The organism is Candidatus Minimicrobia sp. QA0096, assembly GCF_963967315.1.
In the GTDB taxonomy this organism is placed as follows: domain Bacteria; phylum Patescibacteriota; class Saccharimonadia; order Saccharimonadales; family Saccharimonadaceae; genus Nanosynbacter.
In genome coordinates this window covers 149,219-172,493 of the sequence record NZ_OZ017288.1, presented here as the reverse complement: position 1 = coordinate 172,493, position 23,275 = coordinate 149,219, and the positions used below count along the sequence as shown (strand labels likewise).

The 23,275-nt window shown below is 42.9% G+C and carries 32 protein-coding genes and 3 tRNA genes; 30 read left to right on the top strand and 5 right to left on the bottom strand.

Features of this window, described 5'->3' with window-relative positions; all coding sequences use genetic code 11:
• Positions 1–18 precede the first annotated feature (18 nt).
• From rpsH to AACH20_RS00910, 3 genes are all read left to right on the top strand, one after another.
• Positions 19–420, top strand: a complete 402-nt coding sequence (gene rpsH, locus AACH20_RS00920; protein ID WP_129630940.1) for a 30S ribosomal protein S8 — start codon at positions 19–21, stop codon at positions 418–420.
• 83 nt (positions 421–503) lie between these two features.
• Positions 504–2,114 (top strand): ribosomal protection-like ABC-F family protein, encoded by a 1,611-nt coding sequence (gene abc-f / locus AACH20_RS00915; protein WP_338503300.1) that lies wholly within the window; start codon positions 504–506, stop codon positions 2,112–2,114.
• A 133-nt stretch (positions 2,115–2,247) separates the two neighbouring features.
• Positions 2,248–2,787: an NUDIX hydrolase gene (locus AACH20_RS00910; RefSeq protein ID WP_338503297.1), complete on the top strand. Its 540-nt coding sequence runs from the start codon at positions 2,248–2,250 to the stop codon at positions 2,785–2,787.
• On the opposite strand, the gene AACH20_RS00905 is transcribed toward AACH20_RS00910, so the two are convergent.
• Entirely contained in the window at positions 2,750–3,397 is a 648-nt protein-coding gene (locus tag AACH20_RS00905; protein WP_338503295.1) for a non-canonical purine NTP pyrophosphatase, read from the bottom strand. The two genes, AACH20_RS00910 and AACH20_RS00905, sit on opposite strands and share 38 nt — an antisense overlap.
• A gap of 120 nt (positions 3,398–3,517) precedes the next feature.
• Here AACH20_RS00905 and rplF point away from each other — a divergent pair, with 120 nt between their 5' ends.
• From rplF to secY, 5 genes are all read left to right on the top strand, one after another.
• Entirely contained in the window at positions 3,518–4,051 is a 534-nt protein-coding gene (gene rplF / locus AACH20_RS00900) for a 50S ribosomal protein L6 (RefSeq protein ID WP_338504277.1), read from the top strand.
• A 2-nt stretch (positions 4,052–4,053) separates the two neighbouring features.
• Positions 4,054–4,404 carry a 50S ribosomal protein L18 gene (gene rplR, locus AACH20_RS00895; protein WP_129745349.1) on the top strand — a complete coding sequence of 117 codons (351 nt, stop codon included), beginning with the start codon at positions 4,054–4,056 and terminating at the stop codon, positions 4,402–4,404.
• A gap of 1 nt (position 4,405) precedes the next feature.
• The gene (rpsE, locus tag AACH20_RS00890; protein ID WP_129632920.1) at positions 4,406–4,996 is read left to right on the top strand and encodes a 30S ribosomal protein S5; all 591 of its coding nucleotides are present in this window, start codon (positions 4,406–4,408) and stop codon (positions 4,994–4,996) included.
• A complete protein-coding gene (rplO, locus tag AACH20_RS00885) occupies positions 4,996–5,469 on the top strand; it encodes a 50S ribosomal protein L15 (RefSeq protein WP_232736554.1) in 474 nt (157 codons plus the stop codon). The genes rpsE and rplO overlap by 1 nt, the downstream gene beginning before the upstream one ends.
• A gap of 175 nt (positions 5,470–5,644) precedes the next feature.
• Positions 5,645–7,120: a preprotein translocase subunit SecY gene (gene secY / locus AACH20_RS00880; protein WP_338503290.1), complete on the top strand. Its 1,476-nt coding sequence runs from the start codon at positions 5,645–5,647 to the stop codon at positions 7,118–7,120.
• A gap of 51 nt (positions 7,121–7,171) precedes the next feature.
• Here the strand turns inward: secY and AACH20_RS00875 are convergent, their stop codons facing one another.
• Positions 7,172–7,747, bottom strand: coding sequence for a hypothetical protein (locus tag AACH20_RS00875; protein WP_338503288.1), 576 nt, complete (start codon positions 7,745–7,747; stop codon positions 7,172–7,174).
• Positions 7,748–7,852: 105 nt separating this feature from the next.
• Between AACH20_RS00875 and infA the strand changes: the two genes are divergently transcribed.
• The 22 genes from infA to AACH20_RS00765 all read left to right on the top strand — a co-directional run bounded on the left by infA (position 7,853) and on the right by AACH20_RS00765 (position 19,570).
• The gene (gene infA, locus AACH20_RS00870; protein WP_129635133.1) at positions 7,853–8,095 is read left to right on the top strand and encodes a translation initiation factor IF-1; all 243 of its coding nucleotides are present in this window, start codon (positions 7,853–7,855) and stop codon (positions 8,093–8,095) included.
• 54 nt (positions 8,096–8,149) lie between these two features.
• Positions 8,150–8,266, top strand: a complete 117-nt coding sequence (gene rpmJ, locus AACH20_RS00865; protein ID WP_129637195.1) for a 50S ribosomal protein L36 — start codon at positions 8,150–8,152, stop codon at positions 8,264–8,266.
• A 2-nt stretch (positions 8,267–8,268) separates the two neighbouring features.
• Positions 8,269–8,655 (top strand): 30S ribosomal protein S13, encoded by a 387-nt coding sequence (gene rpsM / locus AACH20_RS00860; RefSeq protein ID WP_039327369.1) that lies wholly within the window; start codon positions 8,269–8,271, stop codon positions 8,653–8,655.
• A gap of 15 nt (positions 8,656–8,670) precedes the next feature.
• Positions 8,671–9,060 (top strand): 30S ribosomal protein S11, encoded by a 390-nt coding sequence (rpsK, locus tag AACH20_RS00855; protein ID WP_129745336.1) that lies wholly within the window; start codon positions 8,671–8,673, stop codon positions 9,058–9,060.
• Between the two features lie 2 nt (positions 9,061–9,062).
• Positions 9,063–9,683: a 30S ribosomal protein S4 gene (gene rpsD / locus AACH20_RS00850; RefSeq protein WP_129632896.1), complete on the top strand. Its 621-nt coding sequence runs from the start codon at positions 9,063–9,065 to the stop codon at positions 9,681–9,683.
• 21 nt (positions 9,684–9,704) lie between these two features.
• Positions 9,705–10,628, top strand: coding sequence for a DNA-directed RNA polymerase subunit alpha (locus AACH20_RS00845; protein WP_146423081.1), 924 nt, complete (start codon positions 9,705–9,707; stop codon positions 10,626–10,628).
• Between the two features lie 2 nt (positions 10,629–10,630).
• Positions 10,631–11,017: a 50S ribosomal protein L17 gene (gene rplQ, locus AACH20_RS00840; protein WP_129636875.1), complete on the top strand. Its 387-nt coding sequence runs from the start codon at positions 10,631–10,633 to the stop codon at positions 11,015–11,017.
• Position 11,018: 1 nt separating this feature from the next.
• Positions 11,019–11,450 (top strand): 50S ribosomal protein L13, encoded by a 432-nt coding sequence (gene rplM, locus AACH20_RS00835; protein ID WP_129632888.1) that lies wholly within the window; start codon positions 11,019–11,021, stop codon positions 11,448–11,450.
• A gap of 1 nt (position 11,451) precedes the next feature.
• Positions 11,452–11,847, top strand: coding sequence for a 30S ribosomal protein S9 (gene rpsI, locus AACH20_RS00830; protein ID WP_338503274.1), 396 nt, complete (start codon positions 11,452–11,454; stop codon positions 11,845–11,847).
• Between the two features lie 70 nt (positions 11,848–11,917).
• A complete protein-coding gene (locus tag AACH20_RS00825; protein WP_338503272.1) occupies positions 11,918–12,754 on the top strand; it encodes an alpha/beta fold hydrolase in 837 nt (278 codons plus the stop codon).
• A gap of 22 nt (positions 12,755–12,776) precedes the next feature.
• Positions 12,777–13,349 (top strand): class IV adenylate cyclase, encoded by a 573-nt coding sequence (gene cyaB / locus AACH20_RS00820; RefSeq protein ID WP_338503270.1) that lies wholly within the window; start codon positions 12,777–12,779, stop codon positions 13,347–13,349.
• 22 nt (positions 13,350–13,371) lie between these two features.
• Positions 13,372–13,893, top strand: coding sequence for a GrpB family protein (locus AACH20_RS00815; RefSeq protein WP_338503268.1), 522 nt, complete (start codon positions 13,372–13,374; stop codon positions 13,891–13,893).
• 76 nt (positions 13,894–13,969) lie between these two features.
• The gene (locus tag AACH20_RS00810) at positions 13,970–14,569 is read left to right on the top strand and encodes a non-canonical purine NTP pyrophosphatase (protein ID WP_338503266.1); all 600 of its coding nucleotides are present in this window, start codon (positions 13,970–13,972) and stop codon (positions 14,567–14,569) included.
• Positions 14,562–15,056: an NUDIX hydrolase gene (locus AACH20_RS00805; protein WP_338503264.1), complete on the top strand. Its 495-nt coding sequence runs from the start codon at positions 14,562–14,564 to the stop codon at positions 15,054–15,056. The genes AACH20_RS00810 and AACH20_RS00805 overlap by 8 nt, the downstream gene beginning before the upstream one ends.
• Before the next feature lie 27 nt (positions 15,057–15,083).
• Positions 15,084–16,193: a tryptophan--tRNA ligase gene (gene trpS / locus AACH20_RS00800; protein WP_338503262.1), complete on the top strand. Its 1,110-nt coding sequence runs from the start codon at positions 15,084–15,086 to the stop codon at positions 16,191–16,193.
• 12 nt (positions 16,194–16,205) lie between these two features.
• Positions 16,206–17,351: an RluA family pseudouridine synthase gene (locus tag AACH20_RS00795; protein ID WP_338503260.1), complete on the top strand. Its 1,146-nt coding sequence runs from the start codon at positions 16,206–16,208 to the stop codon at positions 17,349–17,351.
• Positions 17,352–18,161, top strand: coding sequence for an AAA family ATPase (locus tag AACH20_RS00790; protein WP_338503258.1), 810 nt, complete (start codon positions 17,352–17,354; stop codon positions 18,159–18,161). It abuts the gene before it with no gap.
• A 10-nt stretch (positions 18,162–18,171) separates the two neighbouring features.
• The gene (locus AACH20_RS00785; protein WP_338503256.1) at positions 18,172–18,858 is read left to right on the top strand and encodes a tetratricopeptide repeat protein; all 687 of its coding nucleotides are present in this window, start codon (positions 18,172–18,174) and stop codon (positions 18,856–18,858) included.
• 43 nt (positions 18,859–18,901) lie between these two features.
• A tRNA-Thr gene (locus AACH20_RS00780) sits at positions 18,902–18,978 on the top strand.
• A gap of 6 nt (positions 18,979–18,984) precedes the next feature.
• A tRNA-Tyr gene (locus tag AACH20_RS00775) sits at positions 18,985–19,069 on the top strand.
• Positions 19,070–19,158: 89 nt separating this feature from the next.
• Positions 19,159–19,446: a hypothetical protein gene (locus AACH20_RS00770; protein ID WP_338503254.1), complete on the top strand. Its 288-nt coding sequence runs from the start codon at positions 19,159–19,161 to the stop codon at positions 19,444–19,446.
• Positions 19,447–19,494: 48 nt separating this feature from the next.
• Positions 19,495–19,570 (top strand) — tRNA-Thr (locus tag AACH20_RS00765).
• Positions 19,571–19,922: 352 nt separating this feature from the next.
• On the opposite strand, the gene AACH20_RS00760 is transcribed toward AACH20_RS00765, so the two are convergent.
• The 3 genes from AACH20_RS00760 to AACH20_RS00750 form a co-directional block, all read right to left on the bottom strand.
• Positions 19,923–20,147 (bottom strand): hypothetical protein, encoded by a 225-nt coding sequence (locus AACH20_RS00760; RefSeq protein WP_338503252.1) that lies wholly within the window; start codon positions 20,145–20,147, stop codon positions 19,923–19,925.
• Positions 20,148–20,356: 209 nt separating this feature from the next.
• Positions 20,357–20,773 carry a DUF4236 domain-containing protein gene (locus AACH20_RS00755; RefSeq protein WP_338503250.1) on the bottom strand — a complete coding sequence of 139 codons (417 nt, stop codon included), beginning with the start codon at positions 20,771–20,773 and terminating at the stop codon, positions 20,357–20,359.
• Between the two features lie 397 nt (positions 20,774–21,170).
• Positions 21,171–23,261 carry a DUF262 domain-containing protein gene (locus AACH20_RS00750; RefSeq protein WP_338503248.1) on the bottom strand — a complete coding sequence of 697 codons (2,091 nt, stop codon included), beginning with the start codon at positions 23,259–23,261 and terminating at the stop codon, positions 21,171–21,173.
• Positions 23,262–23,275: the final 14 nt, after the last annotated feature.

Genomic DNA, 23,275 nt, shown 5'->3' with positions numbered 1-23,275 from the left:
AGGAAAGGAGATTAGAATATGTCTATGCAAACTACAGACCCAATCGCCGACCTTCTGACTCGCATCCGCAATGCGAAATTGGTTGGCAAGACGGAAGTTCGTGTTCCGTCCAGCAAGATGAAGAAAGTCATCGCTGAACAATTAGTCAAAAATGGCTACTTGGCAGATGTCAAACTGGAAGATGCTAAACCTCGTGGCGTGTTGGTAGTTACTATCAATGAAAAAGGAACTAACAGCACTATCAACGAAATTACCCGCATCTCAAAACCTGGTCGTCGCGTTTACGTCGGCGCTAGCGAGATTCCAAAGGTAAAAAGCGGCCGCGGTTTGGTACTTATCTCAACATCAAAGGGCGTCATGACTGGTGCCGAAGCAGCAAAGGCTAAACTTGGTGGTGAGTTGTTGTTGAAGGTTTACTAAGCCTCACGCAAATCAAATAAACGTCCTCATTGCAGGGCGTTTATTTTTTATATCTATCTGTACAGAGATAGTATAATAGTGACATGATCGATCTTAAGGATGTGTCTTATGAAACTAATAGTCGAGAATTGTTTAGTGATGTAAGCTTTGCTATTAACGCCGGAGACAAGATTGGACTAGTTGGTCCAAATGGTGCTGGAAAAACTACTTTATTAAAAATAATAAACGGAGATATTCAGCCTACATCAGGTGATATTATTTCGAGTGGTGAAGAGATAGGTATTTTACCACAAAACCTGAATAAATGGCTCGATAAGACAGTTTATGATTTTATAGAAGAAGTGACTGGTGTTAAGTCGACTAGAGAAGAATTTGATTATCAGTGCGAGAGATTAACCCAAGAGGCTAGTGAAAAGACGCTATTAGCTTATGGCGAAGCTCTGGAGAGGTATGAAAAATTCGAAGTAGCAAATTTTGACACGACGATTAAAAAGGCTTTATCGCGGGCAGCTCTGGGTGATATTGATCCGGATAGACGTCTGAATACATTTTCTGGGGGACAACGCACACGGATAGCTTTGGCGGCAGTTTTTGCGTCTCGTTATGATCTAATTTTGCTTGATGAGCCAACTAATAACCTTGATGACAGCGGAGTAATCTTGCTTGAAGATTTTATTGACAATTCGCCAGCTTCATTTTTGATCGTGTCTCATGATCGGCATTTCTTACGTAACACCGCAGAACGGATCATAGAATTGACTGGCGACAAGGGTGTGAATAAGTATAATCTTGGTTACGATGAATATATTGAAGCAAGACGTGAAGCTCGTCAAGCAATAATCGACCGCTATGAGCAATATGAAAAGGAGAAAAAGCGACTATACCGCGTTGCGCGGGATGCGAGAATTCGTGCGAATTCGGCCAAAGCTAGCCACAAAAAATCGGATAGTGATAAGTTAAATGATAATTTTCGCAAAGAGCGCGCATCTTCAAATATTGCAGGGGCGGCTGGAGGTGTGGAGTCTCGCCTGCGACAATTGGATGAACCTGAAAGAGTGGAGGATGAAATTACTATTAAGTTTGCTTTCGATGAAGTATCGTCTAAGAAGCATAGCCTTATTTCTGTGCAATCGCTAAGTATTTCACATGATGGAGAGAAGATGATAGGACCCGTTACTTTTAATGTGCGTCCTGGTGATAAAATATTGATCCAGGGAGAGAATGGTTCAGGAAAATCTTCGCTCCTCAACTTTATCATGGGACATAATACACCCGAGTATCATCGCGGAGAAATAAAAAAAGGCGAAAATGCAAAAATAATATATATGAATCAGTCGCAATCATTGCCGCTTAAAGACAACTCACCTTTGGACAATTTGCGGTATTTATCGCCAAAACTTGAATTACACGACGCGATAAATATATTAATTCGTTTTGGTCTGGATAAACGAACAATCTCTTCGACAAAAGCAATAGACCTCAGCGGTGGCGAACGAGCTAAAGTTTTACTTGCTGCCATGTCAACGAACTCTCCTGATCTTATCATCCTGGATGAGCCGACGAATAACCTTGATATTCCTACGATTGAAGCTTTGGAATTGGCGCTAGGTCAGTATAGAGGAGGTGTTGTGATAGTGTCTCATGATCAAGACTTTATCGAAAATATAGGGATAACGGAGAAAATTAAAATATAAAAAAGACTTGACGGAGTGGCTTTTTATCAGTGTCGCTCTGTGCTATAAAAGAAAACATAGGGCACTTTCTGACGCCCGGGGATATAAAGTATAATAAATTAGACTGGCTCGGGCAATAAATTTAGGAGATATCATGGACGCCATAAGAAAAACTATTAAAGCACGCACCTGGAAGGATGGTAAAAAAATCCGCCCAGAAGATCAGGCTCTTCCGGTAAATCAGGTATATGCTTGGCTTTTTACTCACGATAATAAAATAGCCATCGTCTCTAAAGATGGTCGGAAGTGGCAGCTGCCCGGTGGAAAACCAAATAAGCACGAGACGTACTTGCAAACCATCGTACGTGAAGTAGCTGAAGAAACGGGAATTAATACAGACAGCGTGTCTAGTCAGTATAAGTTCTTTGGTTATTACGATATCTTGGAAACAGATAACTTAAAAAATGATGACGAGTACTTACAACTTCGGGTTAGTCTGAAACTTAATAAGAATTCCGATGAGTATATCTTACATCAACAGAACGAGGACGAAGAGCAAATACAGGAAGAACAGATACGGTATGCTAAATTTGTAACAGTTGATGAACTCACACAGCACATTCCATGGGCAAGCGAAAGCGCAGAGTTGCAGACCGCTATACAGAGTCAGATAAATTTTCCTGTATCACACTAGCACATTTTTCGACTGCAACCTCATGCCCGAGTGAATATCCATTGCGCTTCAATTTCGGCAGCTCGCGCACTTCGTGAAACATCATATTAAGCTCAGGTACGAAAAATAATTCCCGAAACGGCATGCCTTTGAGTCGAGATTTTTCTCGTGGCTCGGTTAAGATGACACCAGAATTTTTTCCAAAAATTACTTTCTCACGACCATCAGAGAAGTTTACTACAAGACACGTCGTGTATTGTGCTCGTCTGTTCGTTTTACCTTCAAGCTTCTTCAGGCAATAATCTACGATTTCTTGATCACTCATTTCATGACCATCCCAGCGTCTTGTAAATACGCCAGGCTCGCCATTTAGGGCTTCAATTTCCATGCCGGAATCATCGGCGATAATTATCAGGTTTTTGTCATTTCCGTGTAAATGATGTCTTGTGTGTCGCGCTTTCAATAGGGCGTTTTGTTCAAATGTCGTGCCTGTTTCTATGCAGTCAGGAATTTGATAGTCCAAATCTGCCAACGAAATAATTGACGTCTGCGGAGAGAATTTATGAAACGCGGCAACGAATTCTGCGCGCTTGCCTGAGTTTCTGGTGGCGAATAGTATAGTTGCTGTCATTGAGTATAATTATATCATTATTAACTAGCTCTTCGTAGCTTGAAAACCTTGCTTTTTACCCCTAGTCTGTGTTAGAATACTGAAGTTAATATCAAATCACACGAAAGGTGAGTAATGAGTCTGAGTCGAATCGGAAAACTGCCGGTGATTATTCCGGCCGGTGTGACAATCACGGTTGACTCTGGTGATGTGGTCGTTAAAGGACCAAAGGGTGAATTGAAGCAATTCATCACACCAGCAGTTGAGGTGAAAGTCGAAGACGGACAAGTCACGGTACATCCTAAGGACGAGTCTAAAGTAGCCCGTAGTCAGCATGGTCTGATGCGCGCGCTAATCAACAACATGGTAATCGGCGTGACCAAAGGCTATGAAAAGCGCCTAGAGGTTAACGGTGTCGGTTTCCGTGTTAGCTCAAGCAACAACGAGCTAGAAATGGCACTTGGATTTTCACATCCAGTCAAATACAAAGCCCCAGAAGGCGTAACTGTTACTAACGAAAAAATGATTATCGTTGTTAACGGTATCAATAAACAACAAGTCGGCCAAGTTGCAGCGGAAATCCGCGCCTTGAAGAAGCCTGAACCGTACAAGGGCAAGGGCATTAAGTACGTCGACGAGCAGATTTTGCGTAAAGCAGGAAAGACAGGTAAGTAATCATGGCTGAAAATAAGAAGCTACTCAACCGCGCTCTTCGCAAAAACCGCGTTCGCGCTAAGGTTTCAGGTACGGCAGAGCGCCCACGCTTGACAGTTACTATTAGCAATTTGCACGTTAGCGCGCAATTGATTGACGATGTGGCTGGTAAAACATTGGCTGCAGCAACTACAGTTGGCACAAAAGCGACTGGCACGATGACTGAAAAAAGTGCCGCTATCGGTACTGAAATCGCTAAAAAAGCAAAGAAAATTAAGATTAGCGCAGTAGTGTTTGATCGCAATGGTCGTCAATACGCTGGCCGCCTAAAGGCTTTGGCTGATGCTGCGCGCCAAGAAGGATTGGAGTTCTAGTATGGCAGAGCAAGCTGCAAATACTACCCCACGTGCAGAAGGTCGTCGACCTCGAAATCCACGTGGTGGTCGCCGCGATGACCGGCGAAATGTGCGCGATGACGCACCAAAAGAATTTGAAGAATTGGTAATCAACATTGATCGCGTTTCTCGCGTGGTTAAAGGTGGTCGTCGCTTCCGATTTAAGGCTTTGGTGGTTGTTGGTAACCGCAAAGATAAAGTTGGTGTCGGTGTTGCCAAGGGTGCAGATGTTCAAGCTGCAGTTGCTAAGGCTACGTCAGTCGCTAAAAAGCACCTAATTACATTGCCGCTAAACGGTGAGACAATTCCACACGACAGCGAAGTTAAATTCTCTGGCGCACGCGTATTGATCAAGCCAGCTGCTCCTGGTACCGGTATTATCGCTGGTGGTGTAGTTCGCCAAATTATCGGCGTAACGGGCGTTCGTAACCTATTGACCAAATCTCTTGGCTCAACCAACAAGGTTAACATTGCTTACGCGACTATTGAAGCTCTAAAATCATTAGTTCCACGTGATCAATGGCTAAGCGCTCAGCCTGTAAAAAAGGTTGCCAAAAAGGAGGCTAAATAATGAAGTACAATGATCTCCAAGTTTCAGCAAACAAGAATAAAAAACGTGTTGGTCGCGGTATTGCTGCTGGTCAAGGTAAGACTGCTGGTCGCGGTACTAAAGGTCAGAATGCCCGAACGGGTAAGAAGCTTCGCGTAATGTTCCAAGGTGGTCAGCGTCCATTAGCTCAAGCTGTGCCAAAGGCTCGCGGATTCAAGAGCTTGCGAACTCCAGCTCAAGTTGTGTACATGGATCATTTGAACGCATTTGACGGCAAGACCGTTGACAATGCTTTGTTGTTCACTGAAGGCTACATTGCAACTCCTTTCCACACGGTTAAGGTGATTGCTCGTGGTGAATTGAAGGCTAAGGTTGACTTGAAAGTACAAGCTGCCTCAGCTTCAGTTGTTGCTGCCATCGAAAAAGCTGGTGGCTCATTCGAGAAAGTAGCTACGCCTTTGCGCCAAAGCATGAAAGAAGCTGAAGAGAAATAATTTTTCTCGATAATAATAAATCCCCTTCGAAAGAGAAGGGGATTTTCTTTTGTTCTAAAATCGCGGTTTCATCTATAGAGCATACGCTTTTATGTTTTTTAGTATGGAAATATCGGCAGAGGTAATGTATAATTAACAGAGTTAAGAATTGTTAGTGACTATGAGGGGCTAAAACATGAATTGGAGAATAATTTTTCGCTCGCTGAAAAATAAAGATATGCAAAAACGACTATTTATTGTCGTGGGAATAATCGTTGTTTATCGATTATTAGCGCACATTCCAGTGCCATTGGCGGAACCAACGCAACTACGTAACGCGATTTCGTCGGTACTTGGGCAATCTGACCTTGGTGGTATCTTGAACTTGCTGTCTGGTGGCGCGTTGTCGAGCTTCTCTCTGGTGTTGGTTGGACTTAGTCCATTTATTACCGCTAGTATTATTATTCAGCTTCTTACCAAAGCCATTCCAAGGCTTGAGGAACTACATAAAGATGGTGAATCTGGACGTCGAAAAATTCAACAATGGACACGTGTTATTACCGTGCCGCTCGCTATTGTCCAGTCAATCGCTTTCATCTTCATCTTGAGACAAACAGTTCTTCAAGGCGGTAGTACAACATTGGCCGACCCTACGATGATGGAATGGATCGTTTCAATCACTTCAATGACAGCAGGCTCTGTCCTTCTGATGTGGCTCGGTGAGTTGATTACTGAGCAAGGAATCGGCAACGGTATTTCTATCGTAATCTTCGCTGGTATCATCAGCCAATTGCCACAAATGCTCGCGTCATTAATCTCCTCACTGTTCAATACTTCATCTGGCAGTCTAAATGTCTTTAACTGGTTCACTCTTCCTGTAAACCCAGTTATGTTCTGGACGATATTAATCATGTCAATCGCCGGACTCATCGTCCTTTACTTCCTAGTTAAAATCAACGAAGCTCAGCGTGTCATTACGATTAACTACGCAAAGCGAGTTCACGGAAACAGTAATTACGGCGATGTAAAAAGCATTTTGCCAGTTAAATTGATTGCAGCGGGAGTTATTCCGGTCATCTTCGCGGTTGCATTCCTAAGCTTGCCGCAATTTGTTGGTCAAGTTATGAAGGCGTCTGGTAACGCTAATCTTCTACCGACCGCCAACAAATTGATCACTTGGTTCCAAGCTCCAAACGCCGGCTCATTCACCGGCAGTACCGCAGAAGCATTTATCTACCCAACGTTGTATTTTATCTTGGTTATCGCCTTTACGTATTTCTACACTGGAATCGTCTTTAACGCTAATGAAATTGCCGAAAATCTGCAGAAGCAGGGCGGATTTATTGAAGGCGTGCGTCCGGGCGCTCAGACTGAAACGTATCTTATGAGAACTGTCAATCGCTTGATTTTGTTCGGCTCAATTGTCCTAGGAGTCGTGGCTATTTTACCATTCGTTGCGGAATATCTCACGTACAATTTGACAGGCTTGCAAGGTTTGCGTTTGTCAATAGGCGGTACTGGAATCTTGATCATCGTATCTGTTGCCCTTGAAACTCTGCGACAAGTCAACTCGCGTGCGCTGATGGTTACATATGATGACTTTGACCCAGACGAGCTGCTTGATAGCGACAAAAAGAAGAGTAAGAAGCGTCGTTTGTTTAAGAGAAAATAATTGACATTAAAAATCCCCGCCGAAAAGCGGGGAATTCTTTTTGTGAAGGGATTATCGTATTTTGTAATCGTAAGATAGATTGTCGCCAACTTTTTTCTCATTTTGGCAGACTGGCGCAATTTCATTACTAATGTTATTTTCATCAACCATCTTACAGCTCGGAATGTTGAACAAATTAAATTGGTTGGTTGGGGAAATCGTTTTCCATCCGCCATCTTTCTTGACTGCAAACATTCGCGCCTCAGAATTGCCGCAACCATAGCCCAGCAACAATTGTTTCTCATCTTGGGAATGGGCAATTACCGCAGCTACGCCGTTGTTATCCTTACAGCCCGACTTCTTCACTTCTGCCTTCAGAAAATCGCGAAGCTCTTGCGTGGCTGAATCGTTGCGAATAACCGCTTTACCTCCTTCAATTCGGAAGCCCAAAGACCCCAAGTTCACAGATCCATTATCAACCTTTTTCGCTGTTTGAGATGTCTTGTCGGAAGTTTGATTGGCGTGTAGTAAAATTACGCCAATAACTATCACTATCAAAGCCGTCACCAGACCGATTAGCACCGCGGTCATTATCTCATTCTTCGATTTTGTAGCCTTAAAGTTTGTTGGTTTTTTCTTGCTTGCCATAAAAATCCTTATGTTAAATTTGATAATACAATTATAGCACTTAAATTTACGGCGAAAACCCTTGTCAAACTGTGTTTAGTACTGTATAATTGACAACTGTAACTTATGGCGAGTCAAAAGGAAGTCATCAAAATGGTAGGAAAGGTAGTGGAAGCACTGCCTAATACTCAATTTAAGGTGGAACTGGAGAATGGCCATAGTATCATCGCGCACATTTCAGGACGAATGCGTAAGCATTATATCCGTCTGGTGCCTGGTGATAAGGTTGAAGTTGAGATGACCCCTTACGATCTTACAAAGGGACGAATCAGCTTCCGCCTACGTGACGATCGACCTCAAGGTCGGTAGTTAAATATTAACGGTAATCTCGGGTTTACTCGGGAAGGGAGATTTAAGCACTTTATGAAAGTTCGTGCAGGTGTGAAAAAAATCAGTCCCGATGATAAGTTCGTTCGCCGCAAAGGCCGACTATATATCATCAACAAGAAAAAACCTAAGAATAAGCAAAGGCAGGGTTAAGCATGGCTCGAATTGCTGGGGTAGTTATCCCAACAGAGAAGCAGGTGCAAATTGCGCTCACCTATATTTACGGTATTGGGCCAAAGCACGCTTCGAGCATCCTTGCGGCGGCTAAAATTGAGCCGACCACTCGGGTGAAAGATCTCACCGAGGCTGAAGAAAACAAGATTCGCGAAATTATTGACAGCGAATACACCGTTGAAGGTGATCTCCAGCGCTTGGTGACAAATAATATTAAGCGCTTGAAAGATATCAACGCCTATCGCGGTCTTCGCCACAAAGCAGGACTGCCAACACGCGGACAGCGGACTCGTACGAATGCACGAACTCGCAAGGGTCGCGCCATCGCCGTGGGCGGTACACAACCAAAAGCAGCAAGTAAGACCTAAAGAAAGGACTAAGAAATGGCAGACGCAAAATCTACCAAGAAGAAGCAGCGCCGATCAGTCCCAGCTGGTCAGCTGCACATTCAGGCAACATTTAACAATACTATCGTTACTTTTTCCGACAAGAAAGGTAACGTACTAACTGCTTCATCAGCTGGTGCATGTGGTTTCCGTGGAAGTAAAAAAGGTACAGCCTATGCTTCACAGGTTGCTGCTGAAAAAGCTGCTGAAGCTGCGAAATCTCAATACGGCTTGAAGTCTGTTGACGTTTTCGTGAAAGGTGTCGGCTTGGGTCGTGACGCCGCTATTCGTGCGGTCAGCGCCTTCGACATCTCAGTAGAAAGCATTAAGGACGTAACTGGCGTGCCTCACGGCGGTGTTCGTCCACGAAAGGCACGGAGGGCATAATTATGGCACGAGATAATTCACCAATTGTCAAGCAAAGCCGCCGCGAAGGTTATGCGCTTCATCCAAAAGCACATAAAATTTTGGCGAAAAAATCTGGTATTCCAGGTCAGCATGCACATGGTCGTCAGAATAAGCCAAGCCTATACGCTACGCAGCTACGCGAAAAGCAGAAGGTTCGTCGCTTGTACGGTCTAGTCGAGAAGCAGTTTGCTCGCTTGATGGACGAAGCAACACGCGCTCAAGAAGGTTTGGCGGGCGAAAACTTGTTGAAGCTATTAGAGCGCCGTTTGGATAACGTTGTTTATCGTTCTGGATTTGCCGTATCACGCCGCGCAGCTCGTCAACTAGTTAGTCACGGACACTTTGAATTGAACGGCCGACGCGTCGATATTCCATCGATTCGCGTTAAAGCTGGCGATGTCATCACAGTTCGCCCAAAGAGTACCAAGTCAGAGTACTTTACGCGAATTGACGATGTAATCAACAATTCAGTCCAAGGCCCACTAAGTTGGCTAAAAGCTGATAGTAAGAAGCTGAAGATTGAAGTAACTGGTTTGCCAAAGCGCGAGGAAGCAGAAGCTGACATCAACGAGCAATTAATTGTTGAGTATTACTCACGATAAAAGAAGGGTTAGGGAAGAATTATGGCAAAAGCAATTTACAATCCAGCACTCGCGAGCGTTGATGATATTTCAGCAACCAGTGCTACTTTTCTAATCGAGCCACTTCACCCAGGCTACGGTAATACTCTTGGTAACTCATTGCGACGCGTTCTATTGTCAAGCGTTCGCGGTGGCGCAGTTGTAGCTTTCAGGATTGAGGGCGCAACTCACGAGTTTACTACTGTTGAAGGTATCAAAGAAGATGTTGTCGACATTATGTTGAACTTGAAGAACGTTCACCTACGCGTATTTACTGACGATCCAGTTGAACTGCGCATTGAGAAATCTGGCGCTGGCGAAGTAACTGCCGCTGACATTAAAACTAATGCTGATGTTGAAGTCGTTAACCCAGAGCAAGTAATTGCTACAATCGATGACCCAAACAAGCATTTGGTTATGGATTTGGTAGTTGAGGCAGGTTGCGGTTACCAGACAATTGAAGAGTCAAGCGAAAAGCGTTTGCACAGCGACATGATTGCTATTGATGCAATGTACTCACCAGTTCTACGCGTTCGCTACAAAGTCGACTCAACTCGTGTTGGCCAGGAGACAAACTTGGACAAATTGGCAATCACTGTTGAAACTAACGGCACAATCACACCTCGTGAGGCGTTCGAAGAAGCAGCAGCGATTCTTGTCAACCAATACACAGCTTTGGCTGGCAATACGATGGTAACTGGCGCGCCAGCACTTGGTGCAGCTAAGGAAGACGAAGAGTCAGAGCTAGCAATGCCAATCGAAGAGCTAAACTTAAGCGCCCGCACGACGAACGCGCTAATTAACAATGAAATCCGCACTATTCGCGATTTGGTAACTTTGACTGAGCAAGATTTGCGAGAATTGAAAGGTTTCGGTTCAAAGGCACTAGACGAAGTACGTGACAAGATGGCGGAGTTGGAGTTTTAACTATGCATAGACACGGATATCAAGGGCGCAAGTTCGGCCGCGAGCGTGATCAGCGACGAGCCCTACTCAAAGGTCTGGCTACCAGCTTGGTTGAGTACGGAAAAATCGAGACCACCTTGCCAAAGGCTAAGGAACTAAAGCGTCACATTGAAAAAATCATCACCAAGGCTAAAAAGGGCGACCTAGCAAGCCGACGTCAGGTGATTGCAGCATTAAGCACACGCGCCGCTGCTTACAAACTAGTTGATGAAATTGCACCACAGCTAAGTGGTCGAACCAGCGGACACGTTCGCGTTGAACGAACACGTTTGCGAGTCGGCGACGGCGCTCAAATGGCAATCATCGAGTTTGTTGACGATATTAAACCAATGCCAAAGGAAGGAAAATAAGATGAAGACTTATTCACAAAAACCATCTGAAGTTTCTCGCCGTTGGGTATTGTTTGACGCTAGCGAATTACCACTTGGACGTTTGGCTACAGAGATTGCTAAGCATTTGACTGGTAAATACAAGCCAACTTACACTCCTCATATTGACGGTGGCGACTACGTAGTTGTTATCAATGCTGCGCAAACAGTCGTTACTGGATACAAGGAAACTGATAAGTATTACTATCGCCACAGTGGTTTCCCGGGTGGAATTAAGGAAACGCAATTCAAAGAAATGCGCGAACGCCACCCAGAGCGAATTATTGAAGAAGCTGTTAAAGGTATGCTGCCAAAGAATAAATTGCAAGCAGAGCGTCTAAAGCGTCTACGCATTTTTGCTGGCAGCGACCACGCTCACACAGCACAAACACCAGAGAAAGTTGAGGTGAAGTAATATGGCTGATACTTATTTCTACGGCTTAGGTCGACGCAAAAGTGCTTCAGCAAGCGTTCGATTGCTTCCTGGAAAAGGCACTATCACTATCAACGGCAAACCTGCCGCTGAGTACCTGAACGGCAACAAAACCTTACTAGCAGAAGTAACCGATCCACTTGCAATTGTCAGCAAGCAAAAAGAATTCGACGTTACTATCCTAGTTAAGGGTGGCGGCTTAGCTGGTCAAGTTGACGCTATCAAGCTTGGTATCGCAAAGGCTTTGACTGCAGCTCACGCCGACCTGCGTCCAGTTCTGAAGAAGGCTGAGCTATTGAAGCGTGACCCACGCGAGAAAGAGCGCAAGAAGTACGGTCTTCGTTCTGCTCGTAAGCGCGAACAGTTCTCTAAGCGTTAGTATAGAAAAGGCTATCACAAAATACTCCGTTTCACATGCAGGCGGAGTATTTTCATAGTATACTAAAAATATGTTGGACAAGATTATTCATCGCTGGTTACGGATTCCGTATTCATTAAACGTGCATTATTTTTCTCGTCCGGAAAAATCGAAAGCGACGATTTTACTTATTCATGGATTAGGCACATCCTGGAAAACATGGACGCCGCTGGAGCCGTATTTACCAAAAGACACGCGAGTTATAGCAATTGATATGCTGGGGTTTGGCAATTCGCCCAAGCCTGATTGGAAATCCTACAATGTTCACGACCAAGCCGCAAGCATTGTCGCCACCTTGCGTAGGGAATTCATAAATAACGTCGATATTGTCATTGGTCATTCTATGGGGTCGCTGGCCGCCGTAGAGCTCGCCAAGCAATATCCGAAGTTAAGCAGGTCGCTGATTTTGTGTAGTCCGCCGATATATTATCCGAGGGTTGACGAAAAAATTCATCATCCAGAGAAAATTTTGCGTGCGCTTTATGAGTTTTTCAATAGTCATCCGCGCAGTTCGAAACGCTTTTTGCAATTCGCTGATCGGCATAATATTTGGCCTGACGCTGGATTTAAGGCTGATGAGGTTACTTCCGAATCCTTCTTGATGGCCTTAAACACCGCAATTATCAATCAGACGACAATGAATGATATCACCAAGCTCACTCTTCCGATTGCTATTTTGTCTGGAAAACTCGACCCGCTGATTGTCGAGAGAAACCTGAAGAAATTAGCAAAAGATCATAACAATATCACTCATACGTCAATGGCAACTCAGCGACACGAAATAACTAGCGCATACGCTAAAAAAATATCTGAAATTATAAAACAGCACTTGGCGGAAAATATTCACCAAAAACGAGTCGCTCTATAGCGGAGTCCAAACGAGGAAGCTTATGATCGAATTAGAGTCCAAATTTAAGGTATTAGGCGACATAACGCAGAGCGATCTTCTCGCCGTTCTTAAAGACCAATTCATCGCGCCCATCTCAAGCAAACGCCAAATTGATACAGTATTTTTATTGCCCGAGCAAGTTGACGCGCCAATTGTTCCTGGCTCAAAAATTATGCGAGTGCGCGATGTTCTTAATCCGGAAACTGGTGAGCTGCAACAAAGCTTGATGACGCTGAAGGTCGAAGGGCAGGCAAAGCTGGTGTCTGATGAATATGAATTTGCAGTTGATGACGGAGATACGGCGCGCCAAATGCTCACAGCGCTGGGCTGGCAAGAAATTGTTACGGTTGATAAAGTCCGCCTTGAATCGAAAACCAAAGATTACACGATTTGCATCGACGAAGTTGCTGGATTGGGACTATTTATTGAACTGGAAGTTTTGACCGAAGATAGTGCCGACGTAAAAAATATTCAGCAGCAAATGTGCAATTTTCTGAAAAACCTGGATATCGATGGCAAATTATGGAAAATTCCGTACGACACAAGCATTAGAAATATGCAAAATAACGTTTAATTGATTAAATTTAGAAAGTCTTATGTCGGTTGAAATTAAAAGATCCAAAAAAGATATATCGGCTGTCTTTACGCGCGTGAAAAATAAATTAGCGCTAGTGCTTGCGGATAGTTCGCAAATTCATCATGTCGGCAGTACCGCGGTACTTGGTTTGGATGGTAAAAATATTCTAGATATCCTTATTTCTGCTAAAGATAGCGAACACATGAACGAGCTGCGAGACAAATTGGTAGCAATTGGATATTTTCCTTCATTAAATCCAAGTTCCCGTCAAGGGTATATCTTCCTGGCGTCCCGACAAGAAGAAACTGACGAGGGCGATATTCATATTCACCTCGCGGTCGCGAATACTGAAACGCACGATAACTTCTTAATTATCAGAGATTATCTAAGGTCTCACAATGACGAAGCTGATCAATATTCAAAGATAAAATATCAATATGCCAAGCAAGCAAATTACGACAGGTCAGCGTATAAAAAACTTAAAGCAGCTTACGTCGATAAGTTATTGCAACGTGCCAGGCAATGGGAAAATGGCGGCTAATCTCCTCATTCATATTCCGCACGGCACAAGCATTAGAAATCTGCAAAATAACGTTAGTTAGCGTATACTTATTAGTATGAAACAAGAAAATAGTCCAATTTATTTTATCACTTCCAACCACAGTAAATTCACCAGTCTTCAAGAACTCCTTCAGCCGCTTGGTGTTGATTTAAGGCAGCTCGATTATGATTTTGACGAAGGGCGCGGACTAGATATTCAAACGATTGCCAAAAGTAAATTATCTCAAGCCAAGAAAGCGTTTCCGAACAAGCGCCTGGTCGTTGATGATCGCGGTTTCTTCATCCCGGCGCTGAAAGGTTTTCCGGGGCCGTTTGTTAAATTGCTACTGAATAGCTTTAGCTATCCCGGCATTATCAAGTTAATGAAGGGTGAGGCTGATCGTCGAGCTATTTTTTCTTTTGCGGTTGGCTATTTTGACGGCGAAAAAGACCACATTTTCGTAGCCAACGAAGAGGGATTTATCGTTGACGAGCCATGTGGCAATAATCTCCATGGCTGGACGGAATTGTTATATATTTATGGACATCCGAGCTTTCCTGGTCGCAGTTTGGCAGAGTTGAACGACGAAGAATGGCAGGAATATCTGACGATAATTGAGAAAGTTGATGGGCTCGCGATGTTTAGGGATTATTTAAGTGGAGAGAATAATGACTAAATCTATCATCTGTAAAGACGTCTTCGGCAATCAATACACCGTTCCCGTTGACGAACTAAATATTCGCGTCGGCGTGTACGTGGTGATTATTGAGGATAATAAGATTCTTTTAACTCGGCAATGGGACGGATATAGCCTAATTGGCGGCGGTGTCGAGAAAGGCGAAACGATCGAGGAATCGATTGTCCGTGAAGTTAAGGAGGAAGCTGGACTGACTATCACACCAGATAGAATTATTCACCAAGCAACCACTTTCTTCAAGCGCAACGCTGAGTCGCAAGCTAACCAGTCGATTCAGCTGTATTTTACCCATAGTCAACTGCATGGAAAAATAAATAACGACAATATAACCGACAGCGAGAAGACCTACGCCAACGGCATGCCGGAGTGGGTTGATTTGAGTGAGATTGATAATATAAATTTCCGCCACAGCGTGGATCTAAAAACAATTTTACAGGCGTATATTTCGCAATCTCGCACCCGCTAATGGCCGAATAATGTTATAATATATCTAATGAAACCATCAAAACCCGTTATCCTCACTGGCGTGCGCGCCAACAATAACATCCACATAGGTAATTACTTTGGGGCTATCTTGCCGATTATTAACATGGCGAAACGTCGCTCGGACGAATACGATATCAATCTATTCATCCCAGATCTCCACAGTTTTACTACGCCAATTGACCACAGCAAGTTATACGACAGCGTCCTAAATAACGCGCGAGTTTACGCCGCCGCTGGATTGTCGTTGGACAATCCCTCCATTCATCTATATCGCCAAAGTTATATCCCAGCTCACAGTGAGCTAACATGGATTTTAGATTGCTTCACTGGGTTTGGCAGGATGAGCATAATGACACAGTTCAAAGACAAATCGCGTAAGTTTCTTGATAGTAAAATAACCAAGGGGGAAATGTCTGACGAACAGAGAATTTGGGACACTATAGACAGAAGTATCTCCGTCGGACTATTTAACTATCCCGTCCTGATGGCTGCCGACATTCTACTTTACGGCGCAACTTACGTGCCGGTTGGCGACGACCAGACTCAGCATTTGGAGTTCACTCGTGATATTGCCGAGCGAATGAATCGTAAATTTGGTGATCTATTTATCGTGCCGAAACCCGTAATTCAGCAACATCAATTCTTCGGAAAAGACCAAGGATTGAGGATTAAAGATCTCGTGAATCCAGCGAAGAAAATGAGCAAATCTGACGAGAGTGGCAAGGGAGTTATTTTCCTTTCTGACGATCCAAAATCGGCACATAAGAAAATAATGAGTGCAACAACAGATTCAATTGGCAAAGTTCAATACGACAAGGAAAATCAGCCTGGAATTTCTAATTTGCTGGAAATTTTGACTTTGGTTCGGCAAGACGCTGGCAGGGAAGTTACTCTGGAGCAGACCGTCAACGAGTACTTCGGTATGGATCGTTATGGCGATTTCAAGCGAATCGTGGCCGACGAAGTTGCGGGATTTTTGGAGAATTTCCATAATCGACTTGCGGCAGTTGATGAGCGAGCAATTGAAGAAAAGCTGGCTTCCAGTGAGAAAGACATGAATGTCGTCGCTAATGAAACTTTGTATCGCGTTCAAAAAGCCGTAGGGCTTCGAAAATAGGGAGTAAGTCGCGTGAAAATATTACCTCGAACAGTGCTGAAAATAGCTAGATTGTACAAATTAGCGGACGACAATACGCCCGTCAAATCACTGCGTCGGCTAGAGATTCAAACAGACAAATCTCATGTTTTTGCGGAATTTATTTTGAATAAGCAACATTTTGCGCTGCTTTACGGTTCGATTGTCGACGAAGAATCTATTGACGAATTGTGGACGGAAAAACCAGATAATGCCGAGATTTTACCGAATCCGCTAGACCCAAAATTTATCGAAACGCCGTTCCAAGGAAAGTATGTCATAATGTTCAAAATTTCGCCAACTAAGGTACGCTTGGATATTTATTTATCGACCAAATTCGACACGACAATTTCCCGAAGTCTTTGGCAAAAATACATAAAAGCTGGATACGTTTCGGTCAATAATAAAGTCGCGACAACGCCGAAGTTTGAGGTTGATGAAACTGATGAAATTGCGCTTAATTTGCCAGAAAAAGAGCAGACGGACGTTGATTTACCGATTTTATACGAGGATGATGATGTGATTGTTGTTAATAAACCAAGCGGGCTACTGACGCACGCGAAGGGCGGACTTTCTGACGAGCCGACTGTTGCGGAGATAATTCGCCCCAAAACCTCATTCGCAACGGATACCGATCGTCCGGGAATTGTTCATAGGCTTGATCGCGACACTTCGGGACTACTGATTATCGCCAAAAACCCAGAATCTGCCGCGCATCTACAGAGGCAATTTGCCGAGCGAACCGCCAAGAAAACCTACATAGCGATAACCGACGGCAAGCCAAAGTTGAATGCCGCAAAAATTGATCTGCCAATTGGTCGCAATCCTTCAGCGCCGAGCACGTTTCGCATAGATCCAAACGGGAAACCAGCTCAGACGACTTACCATGTTTTGGCGGAAAATGATGCTCAGTCGCTTGTGGAGTTGAAGCCGACCACTGGTCGAACTCATCAATTGCGCGTCCATTTGGCTCATTTGAATGCGCCGATTCTTGGCGATCGAGTTTATGGAAAGTCTTCGGATTGTCGTATGATGTTGCATGCTCAAAAATTAGAGATAACTTTGCCGTCTGGTGAGAGAAAAGTTTTTGAAGCCATAGTTCCTGACGAATTCAAGAAATTCTTCCCAGAGGATTTATAGATGTCTGAAGTGATTATATCTGCTCGAGACGCTCAAAAAATCAGCCAGATTTCATCGCAATTGCCGCACGCGCTTTTGGTAATTGCGGATTACGGGCTTGATGGACTAGGCGTGGCTCAAATATTAGCAAAGAATAACGATACTTTTCATTTGAAACCGCTTCCAGAAAAGCAAACCATATCTGTTGATCAAATCCGCGAGCTCATCTCTAAACTCCGAACTTACGCCATAAATCGTCGAGTTATTGTCATTGACGAAGCCGATTCAATGACCGAGCCGTCGCAAAATGCATTCCTGAAAGCACTGGAAGAACCGAATAAAAATACCAATTTTATCCTTGTCGCGGAAAACCCGAAGTTGATGCTTGATACTGTTAGATCTCGCTGCCAGACGTTGACACTTCATAAAACGACATCCGCCCAAGATAAAAAACTGCTTGAAAAGTACAATTTAGACCCAGCTTCCAGCCAGCAAATTCTTTTTTTGGCGGCTGGGCGCCCATTGTTGATTAAAGAGTTGGCGGAAAATCCAGAAAAATTCGCCGAATATCGACAATTAGCCACAGACGCAAAGCAAATTTTAGCCACAAATCGAGAATACGACACATTTAAGAATCTCGTCAAATACTTTTCTGACCGCCAAAAAGCGATATTGTTGACGGATATTATAGTAAATATGATTCGTTTTCAATCTTTATCGCGCGGAACAAATCCGTCGCTTGAAGAGCAACTTGAAAAAACCACCTCTGTTGCGAGCGCATTAAAATCCAACGCCAACGTCAGACTGGCGCTTACGCAACTTGTGATATAATAGTATAGATATGTTTGGATTACTCCTCATTCTAATTTTAATGATTTGGGCGATTTTCTATCATCCGTCAATTAAAGAAACTGGCGATTTGCCAACTAAGATCACTAATAAACTTGATCAATTATGGGAAATTGCCCAAGAATCGATTCGCGAGAATAAGTACCTGCGCGCAGAAAAAGCTCTGCTGACAATCTTACGCGTCGATGAGAAAAATGCCACTGCATATAACCGTTTGGGAATTTTATATGCCAAGCAGAAGGCGTATAAAGATGCTATCGAATGCTTTGAGATCGCTCAGAGTCTCGAACCAAGCGCTTCGAGTCTTCATAATGTCGGCTTAATTTATTACGAAACAGAGAACTATGAAAAGGCGTCGCTAGCATTTGAGCAGGCATTGGAGATGGAAGATGATTTGGCTGCGCGCTACATCGCTTATGCCAAAGTTCAGGAAAAAATAGGGAACACGAAGAAGGTTATTAATGCACTGGAAAAGGCTGTTGAGCTGGAGCCGATTCCTCAAACCCTGAAGATCCTAGCGGAGGCCTACGACAATGCCGGACAGGCTGAATTAGCTGAAGAATTACGCAAGAAAGCCACAAAAATGATCGCTCCCGTAGCGCCGACAAATAGTAAAACTGAAGTACCGCGCCCACGCCAGCAGCGTAAAATACATCAACCACGAAAAATAGTTATGTAAACTCTTGTCACAGAGAGAAAAAATTGATAAAATAAATTCAGTTGCCGCTTTAGCTCAGTTGGCTAGAGCAACGGTTTTGTAAACCGTAGGTCCTCGGTTCGAGCCCGAGAAGCGGCTCCATATCACGCTGGAATCGTGTAGTGGCAATCACAGGAGACTGTAAATCTCCCGCCGTAAGGCTTCGTAGGTTCGAGTCCTACTTCCAGCACCAAGATTGAATTATCGCCTTTACGGGCGATTTTTTAGACAAGAAAGGGCTATAGTATTGACTTTTATAAACATATGTGCTATTATATGGACATGTTTGAATTTACAAAATCTATCCTGACATTATGGAATAGCGAAAAAAACCAAAGATTAAAACTACAATACGCTTATATCATGCTGGCTATAATCGGGCTAGCCGTGGCGGGATTATTGACATTATTTAACGCTTCGTCAGCACACTTGGCCGCGTCAGCTTCAGGAATATTGTTCGTTACGTTCTTGGTCAATAGCATAGCGTGGGGAATAATAGAAGCGTTTGTCACGCCAAAACTGCCAAAAGAAGTCAGCACGTCAGTCAAGAAATCCACTCGTAAGAAATAAACTCGGTTGATTAAACACGGTTTAATATGCTAAAATTAAGCCTGTTACGCCGCGATAGCTCAGTTGGTAGAGCGCATCCATGGTAAGGATGAGGTCTCGGGTTCAAGCCCCGATCGTGGCTCCATATCGAAGATTAACCTCTTTTGGTCTTACACTATTATGTAGTGTAGCACCGGGAGAGGTTTTTTGTTTCCATCGGAGTCGTCAATTAGCAGTCAAAACTTGATGAATCCGTAGGGTTAGAAAAACCTACCTAGCACCTTGGCTAACCAAGAACGAAAGCAGTCTATGGAGTGAAGTTATGTAGGACTAGTGATTAGTTTAAGGTTATACCGTGTAAATTCTGTTATGTCCGTCTTTGTGTCGTATAGGCATACAACGATTCGTCCGCTGCTGTTTGGCGTTACGTTGATGATGTTGCTCATATTGACTCCTTTTTCTTTGGTATTGCTGACTAGACTCTTCAAGAATCTCAATCAAATCAGCGATTGTTTTCGACAGGACTTTTCCTCTACAGCCAATAAATTGCATATAGAAGTTTTTACGAAGATTATTCCCGGCGCGTCATCAGTCACTGTCCTAACTTCTATGCCAATACGTTTTAATGGTAAATAGAAAAGGAATAGCCTATCGCCACGAATGCGCGCCCAAAATTCTTTATTTAAGCCACGCTCAATTAAAATATTTTCTAGAGCAAACATGCACTGCTCTAGCACTTCTCGATAATAATATGCTGTTTTATATTGACAGCTTTTTCTGTCGACTAGTCTATTGCTAAGTACACGAAGTGTCGTAACTAACTCAAGACTTTTGAGAGATATATTGTTTGGCATTTCTAACCTCAGCCTTAATAATAAAAAGAGATCCCTTTCAGGATCGCAACTAACTATAAGTATTATAACATATTTTATCACAGAGGACGACCTAAGCTATCAGTAAAGCTTCCATTCAATATTGCCAAAATATCTATTATCCAACCAATAATAAAACCACCGGCAGAGAACAGCCAAAGTATACCAGTTCCTTTTTTACCAACATAGAAGCGATGTACTCCTAATAGTCCAAGCATAAGGCATAGTATTAGCGTTATTGTTTTGGAGTGATATCCAGCTGTATTTTGTGATAACTTTTTTACAGCATGTTTATTCTGCGTAGTCACGTACGAAATACCAGTGCCGGGAATACCGACCGATGCCGTTCGTCGACCTCCACTTCCCATAGTATAACGAGCACCTTTCACACCAAGCGTAGTAGAAACGCCTCGCTTAGAAAAGTTAAGCTTTACGCCAGGTATTATTTTTACAGATCTTCTGAATCTGAAACCCATATTTCAATTCTACCATACAAAATTGCTATTTGCGATATAATATACATGAGCAATAAGTTTATAGACGCTCTTATTGCTCCGAAAGTTGCGACATTATATGACCGTTTTTTATATGGCCGAACTAAAGCCTAGGAGCAAATGTGACTACTGAGAATTTGGAAGTTAAGGTGGCCGAAGCTCGAAACAAAAATGGACACGATTATTTAGAGTGTCGGTCAAATCAATCGCAAGATCGACGAACTTTCTGATGATCGCATCACTCGTCGCGAGCGCCGATTACGGTCTTTAGGTGGCTTAGCTACCCAGATAGTCGAAACTCTTGGGAACATTCCGGAATGCAGTGTGAAAGAAGCGATGGCCGCGTACCTAAAAGCCGCCCGGTAGAGGTGGCTTTTTCTCAAGCAGCTTTTACGTTTCTCGCACTGTAGCTAAACTCATCGAGTTCAATTCCGTAGTTTTCCAACAATGACCTGATGATACAAATAATATAAGCGGCTGAAAAGCCCTCAGATACGTAAATATCTGTGCCATCAATCTTTTGGTCGCCACTCGTGACGCCAGGCTCATAGGAGAACATCACATTCTTTGACCAGCTAACTATTTGACTGTTCGTTCTAGCCATCTCTTCAATTACGCTAGGATCTTCGTCGTAAAGTTTTTTGATTATAATTCTTAGCATATCGGCGAAGCTTGTAACGTAATTTTTTTCTCCCTGTAGCATAAAGTATTCAACGCTCTTGTTCGTTGCCGTATCCGCGTCTTCGCACCCATATTCTTTATATCTCGGATCCTTAAATGAAATATCGAAAGAAGATTCGGGATAGCTGAATATTTCAAGAACTTTATTTGCGAGTCTCAAAGCACGAGCTTTGATGTATTCAATATTCCAAACTTCCTTATCTAGAACATCGATATTAAGAGTTTTAATCTTTGCTCCGTATTCTTCTAGTAATTTCTTCTTTTCACTAAATGGCTTATTATATAACTCGCTATTATATCCAGTAAGAGTGAGATTGCCTAATGTATGGAGATATTCTGCGTGATCATTTTGCCAATTATCACCAATCATCCTCTGCCAATCGGATGATAATTTCTGTGGCATTATATGCTCGATAGTAATATCGCTATTGATTTCAAGCTTTTCTTTAGAACCGTAGTTTTCTATAGTGGAGAGGAGATATCTTCGTAAATCTGGTTTATGATATATATCTTTTTCACGAAGAGCGACCAAAAACTCAGAGTTCGTTGGGAATTTATCGCCGGAGTTCAGCTGAGTAAAGAAACATACGATTGAATCATAATAATAATTCTTGTTTTCCTCTTTATTGAAGATACGCTTATAGAGTGTCTTATATAGGCCGCGTAAAGAGTTTGAGCCGATTTCGCAAGCTAAACGCCTTACACTGTAGTTTAGGAAGAACTCAAGGACTTTTTCTAGTGTCTCGTCGTCGATAATTCCATTAAGACGATCATCAAAAACTCTAAATAAGAATACGTAAATTGTTGTCTGTTTTAAATCTCTAAGACCGCCGAGGAGACTATTTGTTTTTCTTGAAAACTCGTTCTCGCCACCCTGAAATGCTCTGTATAATTCAGAATAATGTTTTAGCTCTTCTAGCATAGACTGATTGGTATATCCATGCTCGTAATAGAACTCTTTAAAGCAATCGTAGGCGATATTATCCTTTGCAAAAATATCTAATTGCATATTCAGATAATTCAAGAAGAAATCAGACATCTTATTACGCTTTACATTCTTTTCAATAGGAAGCCAGAACTCTTCGTATAGGCTCTCCTGGTCTACATCGGTCATAAGGACGAAGTTTCTAATTTTATCAGAAAGACTCAATGGTAACCCAGTCGAGTTGATGCGTTCGAATATTTCTTGTGGCGCATCATCGTCTTCAAGCCCAATTCTGGCGCACGAAAGATGTTCTAGGCCATCGTAGATTCCTGGAATGGTAAGTTTGGAATATTTCTCTAAGGCTTCATTAATTAGTTCGCGGAAAAGTTTGTAGTTCTTATAAATGTCACTGGATTTATCGAGTTCATCGAGCTTATTCTCCATAAGAAGCTCTAGCTGAATATTGTCGGATTTAATGGGTTTAAGTTTTAACTTGCTTGCTTCATCCCAATCATACTTTTCGAATTTATCTTCGTTGTAAAGCGCAGAGACAAATTGATCCTTTTCAGCAGCAGAGCCGGTCGAATCCATCAGAGCTTTAATTAATAGATAAATGGTCGTGATACGCTGTTGCCCATCGATTATCACAAAATAATCAATATTATGTTCATCTTTTAATCTTGCATAGACAATAGATCCACAAAAATGCGACCTGTCTTTATTATGTGCATCTATAATATCGGCGAATAGTTTTTTACATTGCTCATCAGACCACTCGTAATTGCGTTGGTATACCGGTATTGAATATTGGCGTTTGTTTGGTTCGATGAAATCGTTTATAATCCTGCCTCTTTCGATCTTCATATAATTCCTTTAGA